The sequence below is a fragment of the Streptomyces sp. NPDC059895 genome (assembly GCF_042731035.1).
GTDB lineage: Bacteria > Actinomycetota > Actinomycetes > Streptomycetales > Streptomycetaceae > Streptomyces.
Genome location: NZ_JBHWKO010000051.1, coordinates 1 through 16,163 on the forward strand (window position 1 = coordinate 1; position 16,163 = coordinate 16,163).

Here is a 16,163-nt window from a genome sequence, read left to right on the forward strand (position 1 = left end):
GGGGTGCCCTTCCCGGGAAGGGCACCCCCACCGCCGTACCGGCCGGACGGGGCCGCTAGTCCGCGTCCTCGCTGTCGATGCCCAGGCCGGGCAGGAGGCCGGGGAGGAGGGGCGGGAGGGTGACGTCCGGGGCGGTGGTGGCGGGGTCGCTGGTGGACGGGAGGGCGCTGTCCGCGTCCTGGGGCGGGTCGAGCAGGCCGCCGGTGTCGCCGCCGAGCAGCCCGTCGTCGTCGGTGCCGGTGGAGGACGGCCTGCTCGGGCTGCTGGTGCCGCCGCCGGTGCCGTCGGAGCCGGAGGGGCTGTCGCCGGTGCTGGGGGCGGTGGAGCGGCCGGTGTGGGTGGTGCCGGGCGATGCCGGTCCGGTGCTCTGCCCGCTGCGGCCGCTTCCGCTCCGGGCCGGGGGCTCGGGGAGGAGGGACCGCAGGGGGGCGACTTCTTCGTCTATGGCGTCGAAGACCGACGAGACCTCTCGACTGACGTCGCCGAGCTGGACGGGGAGCCTGTCGCGCAGGGCGCCCCAGGCTTCGCGGTGCGAGCGGGAGAACGCGGACAGGGCCTGGATGGGGCCGAGCGAGTCCGGGTCGCGCTCGTACGCCTCGTGCAGCAGCCGGTGGCCTTCGGAGGCGTCGTGGCGCATGCCGGACAGGGCGCGGCGGATCTCGCCGAGGGACTCGTGGTCGAGGTGGGCGCCGCCGCGGCCGCGTTCCATGAGTCTGCGGGCCTCGCCGAGCCGTGTGGAGGCCTGGTCGAGGTAGGCCTCGCCGCGTTCGCTGTCGCCCTCGGCGAGGTAGTTGAGCTTGAAGTCCTCGATGCCGCGTTTGAGTCCGTAGAGCGAGTCACCGGGCAGCGCGTCGGAGCTCGCGGCGGCGACGCCGCCGAACGCGCCCGCGGCCACGCCGACGCTCAGGCCGCCCGCGGTGAGGCCCTTGGCGAGCCGTGTGCGCGGTCGGAGCTTTCCCAGGGGGCTCGCCCGGTGGGTGCCCCGCGCCCGGCGTGAGCGCTCGCCCGCCTCCTGCCGGCGCCCTTCGGCGGAGGGAGCGTTGCTCCCTCTCTGTCCGGGCACCGCGAAGTCCGGCGCCTCGCCCGTGGTGCCCGCCTGCAGCATGGCCTCCATCGCGGCGACCAACTGGGCGCGCTGGACGACCTTGACCTCGGGGTCCAGTTCCGGTTTGGGCAGCTCGGCGAGACTCGTCGCGAGGGCCAGGAGGCGGCCCCGCTCGGTCTGGTCCGCAGCGGCCGGGGCCGGTGCCGATCCTTCGGACTGCTCGGCCGCCGTGCCCCGGTCGGACTGCTCCTCCAGGGCCTGGGCGAAGGCGTTCGCCCGCCGGTGCGCCGATACGTTCGCGATCACTGGCGGCACCTCCTCTCGTCATGACGGTCGACTCCCCGGGGGTTCTGGGGGGTGCACGCCCTCGATCCTTTCCACCCGATCGAGTGAGCGGAGGTGGCGAGGACGTGTCCACAGGGAGCCTGTATCCCGCACAACGACTGGCGCGGCACTTGGGTTACGGACTGCCGACGACCGGATGCGAAAGTCAACCGACTTTCACGGAACGTGAGTTGAGGTGGCGGACGGTGAGCGGGTCAGCGCGCGTCGTCCGGGAGGAGACGGGCGAGGGTGCGTACGGCCCGGTACTGGAGGGTTTTGATGGCGCCTTCGTTCTTGCCCATCACGCGGGCGGTCTCGGCGACGGAGAGGCCCTGGAGAAAGCGGAGGGTGACGCACTCCTGCTGCTGCGGGTTGAGCCGTCGTACGGCGTCCAGCAGGGCGGCGTTGGAGAGGGACTCGAGGACGGAGTCCTCCGGGGAGCGCTCGACCTCGTTGGCGTCGAGCATCTCGCCGGTGGTGACCTCCAGGCGGAAACGGCTGGACTTGAAGTGGTCCGCCACCAGGTTGCGGGCGATGGTGACGAGCCAGGCGCCGAAGTCGCGGCCCTGCCAGGTGAAGGTGCCGATGCGGCGCAGGGCGCGCAGGAACGTCTCACTGGTGAGGTCCTCGGCGGTCGCCTTGCCGCCGACGCGGTAGTAGATGTAGCGGTAGACGGTGTCGCTGTACTGGTCGTACAGCCGCCCGAAAGCGTCGGCCTCGCCGTCCTGGGCCCGCTCGACGAGGTCCATCATCCGGGCGCTGTCGCTGTCGGCGGCCGGTCGGCGGGCGGTGGCCGCGCCGGCCGCGCGTCCTCGTCTGCCCACCGCGGCGCTGCCGTCGGCCAGTGCGTAGCACGGGCCCGCCGGAGCGGCGGTGGCGAAGGCGGGGACGGCGTACGCGGTGGGGACGAAGCCGCGCAACAGGTCCTGGACCGTAGCGACCGTTGCGCGCAGCGTAGCCAGGCCCGAGGTGTCAACCCCGACGTGTGGGTACACGGGACTCCCAGAGGCAGAGCTTCCATCACGTGCAGTGCGGAACCATTCACCCGTCGTAGCGACGGAGGGGTACCGGATTGCGTCTGAGGAGAATAACGCTTCGTACAGGCGCTGCTACACCGAGTTGCTCAAATCGACGATTACGTCGCTTCTCTAGCCGTTTGACGCTCGATCAGGTTGCTGGGAGTGAGCAGTTGTTGATCGAAACAGTCCGAGTTTCCGGTCGGTCCGGGGCGTGTTGTGGCGGTGCGCGGACAAGAGGGAACGGGCCGCCGATCGCGGGGGAACGGCGGTGGATCGGGTCGCGCGCGGGGCGTGCCCTCGTCGGCGCGACGGACGGGGCGGGTCGGCGCGACGGTCTCTCACCGGTCGGCGCGACGGGCGTCCGCGGGTGTGTGTGAGGCGGCGAGGGGGGGACACGTAGTGAGCCCCCGTGTGAGCGCCGTGTGCGTCAACCGCACGAGTCACCGTGTGCGTCAACCGCACGGGTCACCTACGCGGAGCGGGGGCGCTCCGGGGTCCCGGCGGCGGGGCGGCGGTGGTGGGTCGGCTGGCGGGTCGGCGGCGGCGGGTCGGCGGCGGGTCAGCGGCGGCGGGATAGCGGCGGCGGAGCGGCGGCGGCGGGTCAGCGGCGGCGGCGGTGCAGGGCGATCGCCGCCGCCGTGCCGCCGGCCACCGCGCCCACGCCGGCCGCCGCCGGGATGCCGACCTTGGCCGCCTTGCGGCCCGTGCGGTAGTCGCGCAGCCGCCAGTCCAGCTCGCGGGCGTGCTTGCGGAGCTTGGCGTCGGGGTTGATGGCGTAGGGGTGGCCGACCAGCGAGAGCATCGGGATGTCGTTGTGGGAGTCGCTGTAGGCGGCGCAGCGGGAGAGGTCCAGGCCCTCCGCCGCGGCCAGTGCCCGGACCGCCTCCGCCTTGGCCGGGCCGTGCAGCGGCTCGCCGACCAGCCTGCCGGTGTAGACCCCGTCGACCGACTCGGCGACCGTGCCCAGCGCCCCGGTCAGGCCGAGCCGGCGCGCGATGACCTGGGCGATCTCCACCGGCGCGGCGGTGACGAGCCACACCTTCTGGCCGGCCTCCAGGTGGGCCTCGGCCAGGGCGCGGGTGCCGGGCCAGATCCGCTCGGCCATGTACTCGTCGTAGATCTCCTCGCCGATCGACTGGAGCTCGGCGACGCGGTGGCCCTTGACGATCGACAGGGCGGAGTCGCGGGCCTCCTGCATGTGCTCCGGGTCCTCGACGCCGGCCAGCCGGAACCACGTCTGCTGCCAGGCGAACTTGACGAGGTCGCGGGTCTCGAAGAACTTCCGCTTATACAGGCCCCGGCCGAAGTGGAAGAGGGCGGCGCCCTGCATCACGGTGTTGTCGAGGTCGAAGAACGCGGCGGCGCGGTCGTCGCCGTGCACGGGGAACGGCGGTTCCTGCGTGGAGACGTCCTTGCGGGCGGCCTCCGCCGATGCTTCGCCTGCCAACACGCTCCGCGCCGTGGCGGAGCGCCTACGGGGAGTGAGCCATCCGAGAGCGGCCATGGCGTGAGCATAGCCAGTCTGTTCGGTGGGTTCCGGTTTCACGAGGTTGGGACGCTGTGAACTCTCCGCGACCGGGTCGTTAAAGGCACCGTGAGGGCGGTGCGGCAGGGCGGTGCGGCGGTCCGTCGCCGGGTCGTGTCACGATCGCGCGCACGGCCGCGGCCAGGTGCGCGAGGGCGCGCGAGAATGGCTGGCATGAGTCCCGTGTTTCGCCGGAAGGGCCCCGCCCCGCAGGACCGGCTGGTGACGTTGATCGGTAAGCCCGGCTGCCATCTGTGCGACGACGCGCGGGTGGTGGTCGAGAAGGTGTGCGGTGATCTCGGGGTCCCGTGGGAGAGACGGGACATCACCGAGGACCCGCGCCTCCACGACCAGTACTGGGAGCAGATCCCCGTGGTGCTCGTGGACGGGAAGCAGCACACCTTCTGGCGCGTTGACGAGGAGCGGCTGCGCAGGGAACTCTCGGGGAACTGAGGGAGCCGCCGGAAGGCCGAGTGGCTCGGCGCGTCGAGGGGCCGCTCGGAAGGGGCCCAGGGGCCGCTGGGAGGGCCGAGGGGCCCCCGCGGAGGGGGCGCGCAGCCGCTCGGGGAGCTGACAGGAAACTGACCGGCTAGTCCAAGAGTCCCGAAAAGTCGCTTAAAATCGACGGCGACCAGGTCTCGGGGGCGGGATTCGTGAGGAGAGTGTGCGACTTTGCCCCCAATAAGGAAGGAACGTGGGCGCGAGTGCGCCGGTTCCCCACGAACGCGCCGGGGGCGCGTGAGCCCGGTCACGTTGGCCGGGCAAATCGGACACCATCTTTGTGCACGCGTTCACAAAGACATAGCCTGCTGTCGACGGGGCGGTCTGGGGACGTATGACCGCCTGCAGCCCCGCTCTACCCGCAGGAGCACCGTGGCAACTGGCCGAACTCACCGACCGGCGACCCGCAGCCGAGGCATTCCCGAGGCCACCGTCGCCCGTCTTCCGCTGTACCTCCGTGCCCTGACCGCGCTCTCCGAGCGGTCGGTCCCCACGGTCTCCTCCGAGGAGCTCGCGGCCGCGGCGGGGGTCAATTCCGCGAAGCTGCGCAAGGACTTCTCGTACCTGGGCTCCTACGGGACGCGAGGGGTCGGGTACGACGTCGAGTATCTCGTCTACCAGATCTCCCGCGAGCTGGGCCTGACCCAGGACTGGCCGGTCGTGATCGTCGGTATCGGTAACCTCGGCGCGGCGCTGGCCAACTACGGCGGGTTCGCCTCCCGTGGCTTCCGGGTCGCGGCCCTCATCGACGCCGACCCCGCGATGGCCGGGAAGCCCGTCGCCGGGATCCCCGTCCAGCACACCGACGACCTGGAGAAGATCATCCAGGACAACGGCGTGTCGATCGGTGTCATCGCGACGCCCGCCGGTGCCGCCCAGCAGGTCTGCGACCGGCTCGTGGCCGCCGGCGTCACCTCCATCCTGAACTTCGCGCCGACCGTGCTGTCCGTCCCGGACGGCGTCGACGTGCGCAAGGTCGACCTCTCCATCGAGTTGCAGATCCTCGCCTTCCACGAGCAGCGCAAGGCCGGCGAGGAGGCCGCGGTCGACGCCGCGCCCGCCCCGGCCGCGACGGCCGTCCCGGCCACCGCCGCGACCCGCGGGAAGACCACCGACCAGGGACCCGACGGGGACGTTCCCGCCGTGATGCCGGCATGAGTCTCCTCGTCGTCGGGCTGAGCCACCGCAGCGCCCCGGTCAGCGTCCTGGAGCGGGCCTCGCTCTCCCTGGACGCCCGGTTCAAGCTGCTCCAGGACACGGTCGCCGCCGAACCGGCCACCGAGGCCGCGGTGCTCGCCACCTGCAACCGCATCGAGCTGTACGCCGACGTCGACAAGTTCCACGCCGGTGTCGCCGAGCTGTCCACCCTGCTCGCCCAGCACAGCGGCGTGGGGCTGGAGGAGCTCACCCCCTACCTCTACGTGCACTACGAGGACCGTGCCGTCCACCACCTGTTCTCGGTGGCCTGCGGCCTGGACTCGATGGTCGTCGGCGAGGGCCAGATCCTCGGCCAGATCAAGGACTCCCTGGCCCGCGCCCAGGAGCTGCACACCGCCGGACGGCTGCTGAACGACCTGTTCCAGCAGGCCCTGCGGGTCGGCAAGCGCGCCCACTCCGAGACCGGCATCGACCGCGCCGGCCAGTCCCTGGTCACCTTCGGCCTGGAGCAGCTGGCCGCGGGCGGGGACGTGGCCGGGTGGGCGCGCGGCAAACGCGCCCTGGTCATCGGCGCCGGCTCGATGTCCTCGCTGGCCGCGGCGACCCTGGCGCGCGTGGGCGTCGCCGAGGTCGTCGTCGCCAACCGCACCTTCGACCGCGCCGAGCGCCTCGCCCGGATCCTCACCGACGCCGAGGACACGGACGTCGTGGCCCGCGCGGTGCCGATGGAGTCGGTGGCCGAGGAGCTGACACGTGCCGACGTCGCCGTCTCCTGTACGGGGGCGACGGGACTCGTCCTGAGCGCTGCGGCGGTCGCGGCGGCGGTCGAGGCCCGCGCCGGGACGCCCGTCGCCGCGGGGGACGCCGTGGGCACCGAGCCGGTGCCGGCGGACGTACGGCCGCTGCCGCCCACCTCCGTGGGCACCGACGACGGCTGCCCGCTGGACCTGTCGGCCGTGCAGCAGTCCGGCTTCTCCGTGATGGGCGAGGCCGCCGTGGCCGGCATGGACGCGGCGACGCTGGAGCAGCACGCCGCGTGGGCGGCCGGCACCGCCGTCGACCGCCGGGAGGCCGCCCGCCGGCCCGAGGCCGACTCCGGGCTGATCACCGCGCTGGCCGCGACCGCCGCGACCGTGGGCCGCATCCCCGAGCTGCGCAGGCCCGAGCCGGTCGCCGTGCCCGTACGGCCCGAGCCGGTGCTGTTCCTGCTGGACCTGGCGATGCCGCGGGACGTCGACGCGGCCGCGCACCGGCTCGCCGGGGTGCGCCTGGTCGACATCGAGTCGCTCGCCGAGGCCTCCGCGGACGCGCCGATGGCGTCGGACGTGGACCATGTGCGGCGGATCGTGGCCGACGAGGTCGCCGCGTTCGGCGCCGCGCAGCGGGCCGCGCACATCACGCCGACCGTCGTCGCGCTGCGCGCGATGGCCGCCGACGTCGTGGCGAGCGAGATCGCCCGGCTCGACGGCCGGCTGCCCGGGCTGGACGACAAGCACCGCGCGGAGATCACACAGACCGTACGGCGCGTCGTGGACAAGCTGCTGCACGCGCCGACCGTCCGGGTCAAGCAGCTCGCGGCCGAGCCCGGCGGCGCCGGGTACGCGGACGCGCTGCGCACCCTGTTCGACCTCGACCAGGAGACGGTGGCCTCCGTCTCGCGCGCCGAGGACAGCACCGAGAAGAACCGAGGGCCACGATGACCAAGAAGGCACTGAGACTGGGCACCAGGCGGAGCAAACTCGCCATGGCCCAGTCCGGGCAGGTGGCGGAAGCCGTGAGCCAGGTGACCGGACGGCCCGTCGAACTCGTCGAGATCACCACCTACGGCGATGTCTCCCGCGAGCACCTCGCGCAGATCGGCGGCACGGGCGTGTTCGTCACCGCGCTGCGGGACGCGCTGCTGCGGGGCGAGGTCGACTTCGCGGTTCACTCGCTGAAGGACCTGCCGACGACGCAGCCCGAGGACCTGGTCCTGGCCGCCATACCGGAGCGCGAGGACCCGCGGGACGTGATCGTCGCCCGGGACGCGCTGAAGTTCACCGACCTGCCCCGCGGGGCGCGCATCGGTACCGGTTCGCCGCGCCGGATGGCGCAGCTGAACGCGTACGCGCGCAGCCATGGGCTGGACATCGAGACCGTGCCGATCCGCGGCAACGTCGACACCCGGATCGGGTTCGTGCGCAGCGGGGAGCTGGACGCGGTGGTGCTGGCCGCGGCCGGCCTGAACCGCATCGGCCGCAGTGAGGAAGTGACCGACTTCCTGTCGGTCGACACGGTTCTGCCCGCTCCCGGCCAGGGGGCGCTGGCGATCGAGTGTGCCGCGCACGACGCGGAACTCGTCGCGGCACTCGGCGAACTCGACGACCCGTACACGCGGGCCGCCGTGACCGCCGAACGGTCACTGCTCGCCGCCCTGGAGGCCGGCTGCAGCGCTCCCGTGGGAGCGCTGGCCGACCTTCCCCCACTCTCGGCTCCGCTCGAGCGGGGGGACCCCCAGGCCGACAGGCAGATTGTCAACGAAATGCGCCTGCGCGGCGTCGTCGGCACCACCGACGGCACGCGCATGGTGCAGCTGTCCACCACCGGTCCCGTGCCCGAGACGCACGACCGGGCAATGGCGCTCGGTCGCGAACTCGCCGCCGAGATGCTTGCCCAGGGCGCGGCCGGTCTGATGGGGGAGCGAGCACAGTGAGCCCCACCACCCTTCCCACCGGCCTCGAGCACGGGCACGTCACCTTCCTGGGTGCCGGACCCGGGGATCCGGGGCTGCTGACTCTGCGCGCCGTGGAGGCGCTGGCCAACGCGGACGTCCTCGTCGCCGAGCACGAGGTGCTCGACGTCGTGCGGACGCACGCCCGGCCGGGCGTCGCCGTCGTGAACGCGGAACCGGATCCCTCGTCGGATCCGCTCCCGGGCACGGGCACGCCTCACCCCAAGCTCGTTGACGGCACGTCAACAAGCGCTGTGGTACCCGCTGTGCGGGATGCGGCACATCTTGTCATGGAGGCCGCGCGGGGCGGCAGGCGGGTCGTCCGTGCGGTGACCGGGGACCCGGGACTCGATACGTACGCGGCGAAGGAAATGCTCGCGTGCGCGGCGGCCGGTGTGCCGTTCGAGGTCGTCCCCGGTGTCGCGGCGGCGGTCGGCGTGCCCGCGTACGCCGGTGTGCCGCTGCGGGACGCGCAGGGAGCGGACGTCCGGTTCGTGGACGCGCGGACGGCGTCCGACCGGTGCTGGACCGAGGTCGGCGCCTCCGACGGGACCGTCGTCGTCTCCACCACGCTGGACGCGGTGGCGGCCGCGGCGGGCGAGCTGGTGTCGGCCGGTCGCAAGCCGGACACTCCGCTGACGGTGACGGTCGCCGGTACGACGACCCGGCAGCGGACGTGGAGCGCCACCCTCGGGACGATCGCGCAGACGCTGAAGCAGGCGAAGGTGCTGCCCTCCCCCGAGGGCGGCCGGCCGGTGATAGCCGTGGTCGGTGACCGTTCCGCCCCCGCCCAGCGCGACCAGCTGGCGTGGTTCGAGTCCAAGCCGCTGTTCGGCTGGAAGGTGCTCGTGCCGCGCACGAAGGAGCAGGCGGCGTCGCTCTCCGACCAGCTGCGGTCCTACGGTGCCGTGCCGCACGAGGTGCCGACGATCGCCGTCGAGCCGCCGCGCACGCCCCAGCAGATGGAGCGCGCGGTCAAGGGCCTGGTCACCGGCCGCTACGAGTGGATCGCCTTCACCTCGGTGAACGCCGTCAAGGCGGTCCGCGAGAAGTTCGAGGAGTACGGGCTCGACGCCCGCGCCTTCGCCGGGATCAAGGTCGCCGCGGTGGGCGAGCAGACCGCCAAGGCGCTGATCGCCTTCGGCGTGAAGCCGGACCTGGTGCCGAGCGGCGAGCAGTCGGCCGCCGGGCTGCTGGAGGACTGGCCGCCCTACGACCCCGTCTTCGACCCGATCGACCGCGTCTTCCTGCCCCGCGCCGACATCGCCACGGAGACCCTGGTCGCCGGGCTCATCGAGCTCGGGTGGGAGGTCGACGACGTCACCGCCTACCGCACCGTGCGCGCCTCGCCGCCGCCCGCGGAGACGCGCGAGGCGATCAAGGGCGGCGGCTTCGACGCCGTTCTCTTCACGTCGTCGTCCACCGTGCGGAACCTCGTCGGTATCGCGGGCAAGCCGCACAACGTGACGGTGATCGCCTGTATCGGCCCGGCGACGGCCAAGACCGCCGAGGAGCACGGGCTCCGGGTCGACGTCATGGCTCCCGAGCCGTCCGTGCACAAGCTGGCGGAGGCACTGGCGGACTTCGGCCTGCGGCGCCGGGCCGCCGCGCTGGACGCCGGGGACCCGGTGACCCGGCCCAGCGAACGGCGTCCGGGGTCGCGCCGGCGCCGGGCGACCTGAGGCACACGAACGGCCCCGCATCCGAGCAGTCGGATGCGGGGCCGTTTCGTTTTCGCCCGCTCAGGCCTCGGAGGCGTACGGGAGGAAGGCAGCCCAGGTGGTGGGGGTGAGGGCGAGGCGGGGGCCGACGGGGTTCTTGGAGTCGCGGACGAGGATGTGGTCGGGGGCTGCGGCCACTTCGACGCAGTCGGGGCCTTCAGCGGTGCTGTAGCTGCTCTTTATCCAATCGAGTTCACGATCGGCTTGGGTGGAGGAGGTACGCATCATGTGTCTCCCAGCACTTTCTCGATGAAGGCCAGTGACTCACTCGGTGTGAGAGCCTGCGCCCGGATGATTCCATAGCGCATCTCCAGGACCTGCACGTGCTTCGGGTCAGTGATCATTCGACTGATCTCCTGAACTTCGACGTGCCCCACAGTGGCCCCCTCCCTGAGCCTGAGCAGCCTGAACGAGCCACCCAGGCCGGAGTTCTCATGGCGGCCCAGGGGGAGGACCTGGAGGTCCACATTGCGGAGCCGGCCGATTTCCAGCAAGTGTTCGAGTTGGGCTCGCATCACCATCTTGCCCCCGATGGGCCGACGGAGCGTCGACTCGCACTGGACGAAGCTGAAGAGGGGCCGTCCTGCCGACTCGTTCACGATCTCCTGGCGAGACATGCGAGCGGTCACACGCTGCTCCAACTCCTCCTCCATGAGGGGCGGCCGACTGCCGAGGTAGACCGCCCGCGCATACTCCACGGTCTGCAACAACCCGTGCACCACGGAGTTGTTGTAGGCGCAGAGCTCGACCGCGTCCGCCTCCAGCTTCTTCAGGTCCCGTACCTTCTTCGGGTACCGGACCTCCGCCACGTCCTCCTTCAACGCGGCGATCCTGCCGCCCGCGTTCAGGGCCTCGTCGGCGCGGTCCAGGTACTCGGGGCGGGGGATGCGCCGCCCCCGTTCCACGGAGGAGACCAGTTCCTCGCCGTACCCGATGGCTGCCCCGAACTCGGCCTGGGTGAGGCCGGCCGACTCCCGCCACAGCTTCAACTGCCGCTGGACGGCCCTCATCACGGCCCCGGCCTCCTCGTCGTCCGCCGGTCCCGCGTCCCACTCGTTCACGTCCGTCACCCTCCCGCCGTGCCCTTCCCGGTCCAACCCCGGCGCCCGCTCCCCGTCACCCCGTACGGTCCGGACGGAAACCGGACGCCGCACGGACGGACACCGTCAGCACGGGCCGCCCGTCTTCACAGAGTACGCATGCGTAAACACGCTGAGTGACGTGAATCAGCAAACCGCGCCTTCCGCGCCCGCCCCTGCCCGCCAGTTCTCGGTGTCGCTCTCCGCCACCCGGCGGGGCGCCCGTCTCGCCCGCCTGTTCGCCGCGCAGCAACTGCTCGACTGGGGGCTGCCGTTGGATCCGGCCCGGCTCGTCGTCGCCGAACTGGCCGCGAACGCCGCACTGCACGGCCGTGTCCCCGGCCGGAGCTTCCGCCTCACTCTCTCGGTCACCGCTTCCGGGACGTTGCGCGTCGAAGTCGGCGACAGCCGGGGCGACCAGGTGCCCTCACGGGCGCCGGCGGCGGCCGGGGTGCCCGCCGAGTCCGGCTACGGCCTGCTGCTCGTGGAGGAGTTGGCGGACCGCTGGGGTGTGCGGCCGGGGCCGGTGCCGTACAAGACGGTGTGGGCGGAAATCGATCTGGCGTCCCCTCGGTGAACGCCTGTCCATGAGTCCCGTGCCGGAGCCCGGAAACAGGTCACCCGGTGAGGCGCGGGCCGGGGCGGCGGGCGGTAAAAGACCAAAGAACCCGGGGAAAAAACCTACCCAACCAACCAAACCTCGCGTCCGTCACTCGGGCGGGTGAAACCGGTCGATCTGAGTGGCGGGCGGGGGGCACATGCGTGCAGGCTCGGCGCAGACAACTCCACAGCCCCACACATGCATCGGCCCCCGCCGGGACGGCAATCCCAGTGCGAGGGCCTGACCAACGAGGAAGCAGACCCTTCCCCATGGCTAAGAAGAAGCCTAACGCCGTCGCGCGCCCGAATCAGGGTGTTCGGCCCACCGCCACCCCCTCCGGTGTCACCCACGTACGGGCGTTCCAGTCGGGCCAGTACACGGTCGTCGGAAACCATCTCGCCCAGCACCGCGAGCTGTCGCTGACCGCGATCGGACTGGCCACGCACATCCTGTCGCTGCCGGAGGGCGCCCCGGTCGACATCCGCAGCCTCGCCGACCGCTTCCCCGAGGGGCGGGACCGGATCGCGTTCGCGCTGCGGGAATTCGACAAGGGCAGGTACGGCGAGCTCCTCCAGGCGCTTCCTGACCTCCTCTCCACGGCTCACACCCAGATTCGGGAACGCGCTGAGATCAGCTACGCGCGTCTGTCCGCCTGCTACTCGTTGACTGCTCAGGTGCTGGTGAAGGTCGGACGTTACGACCAGGCGCGTCTCACGGCGGATCGAGCGAGCCTGTACGCGGACTTGTCCGGCTCTCCGCTCGCGGGCCGCCGCCGCTCCTGCCCCTCGCTCAAGCCACTCCTTGACCCCGACCAGTACGCGCCCTACGCGCCCTACGCGCCCTATGCGTCCTTCGCCTCGGCCGCCTCGTGAAACGTGGCGATGGCCGCGCCGTTGGATCTCGCCCATTCGGTCAGCCTCGCGATGGGCTCCTCAAGGGTGCGTCCGAGTTCGGTCAGGCTGTATTCCACGCGTGGTGGTGCTTCGGCGTACGCGCGCCGCTCGACGAGGCCGTTGTCCTGGAGGCGGCGCAACGTCTGCGTCAGCACTTTGCGCGAGATGCCTCCGATCAGCTCGACCAGCTCGCCGTGCCGCAAGGGGCCGTCGCTCAGTGCGAAGAGCGTGACCACGGCCCATTTGCTGGCGATGATCTCGATGGCCAGGCGAGCGGGGCAGTCGGCGAGGAAGACGGTTCCGGGGCGGAGGCTCACGAGCTGAAGGTTACCTTCAGGTACCTATCGGCTGCCTAACGTCGAAGGCATGCAGCGCACCATCCCGATGGCCCAGGCAGGGCTGGACGTGTGACCAGGTCATCCGATGCGTAGCCGCTCTTCCTTTTTCCTTCCTCCGTCGGACAGTTGAGGTTCCGTCATGTTCATCGCCTATGCCGTCGTCGCCGCACTCATGTCGGTGGTGCTGCTGGCCTCGGCCGGTGCCAAATTCACCCGGCCGAAGCGGCTCGTCGACCAGATGTCCACCCTCGGACTGCCCTACAGCATGTTGCCGCCCTTGGGCGTCGCTCAGATCGCCGGCGCGGGCGGCCTCGTCGTCGGACTCTGGTGGGGGCCCCTCGGAATCGCCGCCGCCGTCGGCCTGACGCTCTACTTCATCGGCGCGGTCGTCACACACGTGCGCGTCGGCGACTACAAGGGCACACCCCCGGCAGCCGTCCTCGCGACAGTGGCCCTGGTCCTCATCGCATTGCGCGCCGCCACCCTCTGACCGCCCTCCGCAGCCACCTCGGCCACGAGATCCATCCGAGCGCCGCCGCCATCGGCACGCTCACCGGGCCACCGTGGCCCTCGTCGAAGGGGTCGTCGGCCGCGGGTGAGCCGTCAGGGGGCGGGGGTCACCGTGTGGCCGTAGCGCAGCAGGTCCGCCGGGTCGTAGCGCGACTTCAGGGTGCGGAGGCGGTCGTAGGTCTCCGGGGTCCAGGCGCGGGCGCGGTCGGTCTCGTCGCCCGGGGTGCCGTGGATGTTGACCAGGGTGCGGCCCGTCCCGTAGGGGGCCATCGCGGCGGCGAGTGCCGCCGTCTCCCGTTCGACCGCCTCGGCGGCCGGTGGGGCGGACAGGACGCCGACCGCGGCCATCGCGTACGCGGCGTCCCGGCCGCACACGGCGTCCGGCACGGCGGGCGGGCGGGCCAACGCGGCGCCCAGATGACGCAGTTCGGTCATCAGCAGGGGGTGGTCGGGGCCCGCCGAGGGGCCGGTCCGGTCCACGAAGGCGCGGACGGCGTCCGGCGGGAGGTCGCGGAGCAGGGCGCACGACTCCCGGGCGGGCAGCGGGTCCTGGGGTTCGAGGTGGATGCGGTCCAGAGCCGTGTGGTCCATCACCTCCACCGTGTCGACCGTCAGCGGTGCCGCCGCGCGCAGCGGCGCGATCAGCTCCTCGCCCTCCGCCGGATCGCCGGGCCAGGCGAGGGCGACACGGGCCCAGAAGCCGCCGCGAAGAGGTTCGGGGAGCTGCGGGATGGGCGGCAGGCGCAGGACGGAGAACGCGCTGCACATCTCGTCCGGCACTGTGCGCGTCCAGTCGACCCACGCCCGCAGGAGCGCCTCGGTGTGCTCGCCGGGGGTGTACAGGCCGCCGCCGAGGAAGCGGGGCAGTGGCAGCAGCTCGCAGACCAACGACGTCACGATGCCGACGTTGCCCTTGCCGCCGCGCAGCGCCCAGAACAGGTCGGGTTCGTGGTCGGGGTCGGTCTCGTGCAGGGTGCCGTCCGGTGTGACGACCCGGAGGGAGCGGACCAGGTCGGAGGAGTGGCCGTAGGCGCGGCCGAGGACCGGCAGCCCGCCGCCCAGCGTGTAGCCGACCACGCCCGCGCCCGTGGAGGTGCCGCTGAGTCCGGCGAGTCCGTGCGGTGCCCCCGCCGCCATGACGTCGCTCCACCTCGCTCCGGCGGCGACCGTCGCGGTGCGCCGCTCGGGGTCGACCCGCACCTCCCTCATACGGGCGGTGCTGATCAGCAGGCCCCGCTCGACGGGGAAGTTCGCGCCGTGCCCGGTGGCCTGGACGGCGACCGGGGTGCCGGTGGCGCTCGCCCAGCGCAGCGCGGCCACGACGTCGTCGGCGCCCGTCGCGCAGACCACCACGTCGGGGGTGTGCAGGGCGGCCAGGTTGAAGCCGGTGACCTCGGCGGCGTAGCCGTCGTCGCCGGGGCGCAGCACCGGGCCGCGGACGCCGGAGAGGGCGAAGAGGTAGGGGGTGTGGTGGATGGTGGTCATCGCGTCCTCCGTGCTTCTTCCGTGGCGTGCTTCTTCCGTGGCGTGCTTCTTCCGTGGCGGGCGGGCGGGAGGGCGGGCAGGCGTGCGTGCGGAGGGACGGCGGCGGTCGGGGCGGCCGGCCGTCGGGGTCCTTGTTCCGGGACCCTTCCAGGATCTCCCCGAGGGGCGCCGGATGCCCGCCGTGGAGGGCGCGGAGCACCGACGGCTCGTCGGTAAGGGCGGGGGTGGGGCGGGCGTAGCGTAGGCGTATGACGAAGTACGGATCCTTCCCCGGTACGCGTCCCCGGCGGCTGCGCACCACCCCCGTGATGCGGCGCATGGTCGCCGAGACCCGGCTGCACCCGGCCGACTTCATCCTGCCCGCGTTCGTGCGGGAGGGCGTGAGCGAGCCGGTGCCGATCGAGGCGATGCCCGGGGTCGTGCAGCACACCCGGGACAGCCTGAAGAAGGCCGCCGCGGAGGCGGTGGAGGCCGGGATCTCCGGGATCATGCTCTTCGGCGTTCCGGAGGAGGAGAAGAAGGACGCCCGCGGCACCGTCGGGACCGATCCGGACGGCATCCTCCAGGTCGCGCTGCGGGACGTGCGGGCCGAGGTCGGGGACGACCTGCTGGTCATGTCCGACCTGTGCCTGGACGAGTTCACCGACCACGGCCACTGCGGCGTCCTGGACGCGGACGGGCGCGTCGACAACGACGCCACGCTGGAGCGGTACGCCGAGATGGCGCAGGTGCAGGCCGACGCGGGCGCCCATGTGGTCGGCCCCAGCGGGATGATGGACGGTCAGATCGGCGTCGTCCGCGACGCCCTGGACCAGATCGGGCGGGAGGACGTGTCCGTCCTCGCCTACACCGTCAAGTACGCCTCCGCCTTCTACGGGCCCTTCCGGGAGGCCGTCGGGTCCTCGCTGCAGGGGGACCGGAAGACGTACCAGCAGGACCCGGCCAATCTGCGGGAGTCGCTGCGCGAGCTCGCCCTCGACCTGGAGGAGGGGGCCGACATGGTGATGGTGAAGCCGGCCGGCCCCTACCTCGACATCCTGGCGCGGGTCGCCGACGCCGTGGACGTGCCGGTCGTCGCCTACCAGATCTCCGGCGAGTACTCGATGATCGAGGCCGCCGCCGAGAAGGGCTGGATCGACCGCGACCGGGCGATCGTCGAGGCACTGACCGGCATCAAGCGGGCCGGGGCGCGGACCATCCTGACCTACTGGGCCACCGAGGTGGCGCGGAAGCTCCGGTAGGCACTCCGCAGGG

16 protein-coding genes are annotated in these 16,163 nt (G+C 72.2%); 9 read left to right on the forward strand and 7 right to left on the reverse strand.

Annotated elements, in window-relative coordinates:
* Nucleotides 1-55: 55 nt before the first annotated feature.
* The 3 genes from ACFV9M_RS35740 to ACFV9M_RS35750 all read right to left on the reverse strand — a co-directional run bounded on the left by ACFV9M_RS35740 (nt 56) and on the right by ACFV9M_RS35750 (nt 3,892).
* Nucleotides 56-1,351: a DUF5667 domain-containing protein gene (locus ACFV9M_RS35740; protein ID WP_385075552.1), complete on the reverse strand. Its 1,296-nt coding sequence runs from the start codon at nt 1,349-1,351 to the stop codon at nt 56-58.
* A 233-nt stretch (nt 1,352-1,584) separates the two neighbouring features.
* Nucleotides 1,585-2,364 carry an ECF subfamily RNA polymerase sigma factor, BldN family gene (locus ACFV9M_RS35745; protein ID WP_385075555.1) on the reverse strand — a complete coding sequence of 260 codons (780 nt, stop codon included), beginning with the start codon at nt 2,362-2,364 and terminating at the stop codon, nt 1,585-1,587.
* Between the two features lie 625 nt (nt 2,365-2,989).
* The gene (locus ACFV9M_RS35750; protein WP_385075557.1) at nt 2,990-3,892 is read right to left on the reverse strand and encodes an HAD family hydrolase; all 903 of its coding nucleotides are present in this window, start codon (nt 3,890-3,892) and stop codon (nt 2,990-2,992) included.
* A gap of 186 nt (nt 3,893-4,078) precedes the next feature.
* Here ACFV9M_RS35750 and ACFV9M_RS35755 point away from each other — a divergent pair, with 186 nt between their 5' ends.
* The 5 genes from ACFV9M_RS35755 to ACFV9M_RS35775 all read left to right on the forward strand — a co-directional run bounded on the left by ACFV9M_RS35755 (nt 4,079) and on the right by ACFV9M_RS35775 (nt 9,964).
* Nucleotides 4,079-4,366 carry a glutaredoxin family protein gene (locus ACFV9M_RS35755; protein WP_385075560.1) on the forward strand — a complete coding sequence of 96 codons (288 nt, stop codon included), beginning with the start codon at nt 4,079-4,081 and terminating at the stop codon, nt 4,364-4,366.
* A 420-nt stretch (nt 4,367-4,786) separates the two neighbouring features.
* Nucleotides 4,787-5,572: a redox-sensing transcriptional repressor Rex gene (locus ACFV9M_RS35760; protein ID WP_385075562.1), complete on the forward strand. Its 786-nt coding sequence runs from the start codon at nt 4,787-4,789 to the stop codon at nt 5,570-5,572.
* Nucleotides 5,569-7,272, forward strand: coding sequence for a glutamyl-tRNA reductase (locus tag ACFV9M_RS35765; protein WP_385075565.1), 1,704 nt, complete (start codon nt 5,569-5,571; stop codon nt 7,270-7,272). The genes ACFV9M_RS35760 and ACFV9M_RS35765 overlap by 4 nt, the downstream gene beginning before the upstream one ends.
* Nucleotides 7,269-8,264: a hydroxymethylbilane synthase gene (gene hemC / locus ACFV9M_RS35770; RefSeq protein ID WP_385075568.1), complete on the forward strand. Its 996-nt coding sequence runs from the start codon at nt 7,269-7,271 to the stop codon at nt 8,262-8,264. The genes ACFV9M_RS35765 and hemC overlap by 4 nt, the downstream gene beginning before the upstream one ends.
* Nucleotides 8,261-9,964, forward strand: a complete 1,704-nt coding sequence (locus ACFV9M_RS35775; RefSeq protein WP_385075571.1) for a uroporphyrinogen-III synthase — start codon at nt 8,261-8,263, stop codon at nt 9,962-9,964. Before hemC ends, ACFV9M_RS35775 begins: the two co-directional genes overlap by 4 nt.
* 60 nt (nt 9,965-10,024) lie before the next feature.
* On the opposite strand, the gene ACFV9M_RS35780 is transcribed toward ACFV9M_RS35775, so the two are convergent.
* Nucleotides 10,025-10,231 carry a DUF397 domain-containing protein gene (locus ACFV9M_RS35780; RefSeq protein WP_385075574.1) on the reverse strand — a complete coding sequence of 69 codons (207 nt, stop codon included), beginning with the start codon at nt 10,229-10,231 and terminating at the stop codon, nt 10,025-10,027.
* The gene (locus ACFV9M_RS35785) at nt 10,228-11,064 is read right to left on the reverse strand and encodes a helix-turn-helix transcriptional regulator (protein ID WP_385075576.1); all 837 of its coding nucleotides are present in this window, start codon (nt 11,062-11,064) and stop codon (nt 10,228-10,230) included. The genes ACFV9M_RS35780 and ACFV9M_RS35785 overlap by 4 nt, the downstream gene beginning before the upstream one ends.
* 151 nt (nt 11,065-11,215) lie before the next feature.
* On the opposite strand from ACFV9M_RS35785, the gene ACFV9M_RS35790 reads away from it, so the two are divergent.
* Both ACFV9M_RS35790 and ACFV9M_RS35795 read left to right on the forward strand, forming a co-directional pair.
* Nucleotides 11,216-11,659 carry an ATP-binding protein gene (locus ACFV9M_RS35790; RefSeq protein WP_385075637.1) on the forward strand — a complete coding sequence of 148 codons (444 nt, stop codon included), beginning with the start codon at nt 11,216-11,218 and terminating at the stop codon, nt 11,657-11,659.
* Nucleotides 11,660-11,952: 293 nt separating this feature from the next.
* Nucleotides 11,953-12,555 (forward strand): hypothetical protein, encoded by a 603-nt coding sequence (locus ACFV9M_RS35795; RefSeq protein ID WP_385075579.1) that lies wholly within the window; start codon nt 11,953-11,955, stop codon nt 12,553-12,555.
* Here ACFV9M_RS35795 and ACFV9M_RS35800 read toward each other — a convergent pair.
* Complete coding sequence (locus ACFV9M_RS35800) at nt 12,525-12,893, reverse strand: winged helix-turn-helix transcriptional regulator (RefSeq protein WP_385075582.1); 369 nt, start codon at nt 12,891-12,893, stop codon at nt 12,525-12,527. The genes ACFV9M_RS35795 and ACFV9M_RS35800 overlap by 31 nt on opposite strands.
* Before the next feature lie 160 nt (nt 12,894-13,053).
* Here ACFV9M_RS35800 and ACFV9M_RS35805 point away from each other — a divergent pair, with 160 nt between their 5' ends.
* Nucleotides 13,054-13,404: a DoxX family protein gene (locus tag ACFV9M_RS35805; protein ID WP_385075584.1), complete on the forward strand. Its 351-nt coding sequence runs from the start codon at nt 13,054-13,056 to the stop codon at nt 13,402-13,404.
* A 113-nt stretch (nt 13,405-13,517) separates the two neighbouring features.
* On the opposite strand, the gene ACFV9M_RS35810 is transcribed toward ACFV9M_RS35805, so the two are convergent.
* Nucleotides 13,518-14,909 carry an FAD-binding oxidoreductase gene (locus ACFV9M_RS35810; RefSeq protein ID WP_385075587.1) on the reverse strand — a complete coding sequence of 464 codons (1,392 nt, stop codon included), beginning with the start codon at nt 14,907-14,909 and terminating at the stop codon, nt 13,518-13,520.
* Nucleotides 14,910-15,157: 248 nt separating this feature from the next.
* On the opposite strand from ACFV9M_RS35810, the gene hemB reads away from it, so the two are divergent.
* Nucleotides 15,158-16,150 (forward strand): porphobilinogen synthase, encoded by a 993-nt coding sequence (gene hemB / locus ACFV9M_RS35815; RefSeq protein WP_385075590.1) that lies wholly within the window; start codon nt 15,158-15,160, stop codon nt 16,148-16,150.
* Nucleotides 16,151-16,163 lie beyond the last annotated feature (13 nt).

Excerpts from the sequence above, each read along its gene's own strand:
- ACFV9M_RS35795 (WP_385075579.1), top strand. The coding sequence starts at position 11,953 with ATGGCTAAGAAGAAGCCTAACGCCGTCGCGCGCCCGAATCAGGGTGTT.
- ACFV9M_RS35765 (WP_385075565.1), top strand. The coding sequence starts at position 5,569 with ATGAGTCTCCTCGTCGTCGGGCTGAGCCACCGCAGCGCCCCGGTCAGC.
- ACFV9M_RS35810 (WP_385075587.1), bottom strand. The coding sequence starts at position 14,909 with ATGACCACCATCCACCACACCCCCTACCTCTTCGCCCTCTCCGGCGTC.
- ACFV9M_RS35755 (WP_385075560.1), top strand. The coding sequence starts at position 4,079 with ATGGCTGGCATGAGTCCCGTGTTTCGCCGGAAGGGCCCCGCCCCGCAG.
- hemB (WP_385075590.1), top strand. The coding sequence starts at position 15,158 with ATGACGAAGTACGGATCCTTCCCCGGTACGCGTCCCCGGCGGCTGCGC.
- ACFV9M_RS35750 (WP_385075557.1), bottom strand. The coding sequence starts at position 3,892 with ATGGCCGCTCTCGGATGGCTCACTCCCCGTAGGCGCTCCGCCACGGCG.
- ACFV9M_RS35805 (WP_385075584.1), top strand. The coding sequence starts at position 13,054 with ATGTTCATCGCCTATGCCGTCGTCGCCGCACTCATGTCGGTGGTGCTG.
- ACFV9M_RS35780 (WP_385075574.1), bottom strand. The coding sequence starts at position 10,231 with ATGATGCGTACCTCCTCCACCCAAGCCGATCGTGAACTCGATTGGATA.
- hemC (WP_385075568.1), top strand. The coding sequence starts at position 7,269 with ATGACCAAGAAGGCACTGAGACTGGGCACCAGGCGGAGCAAACTCGCC.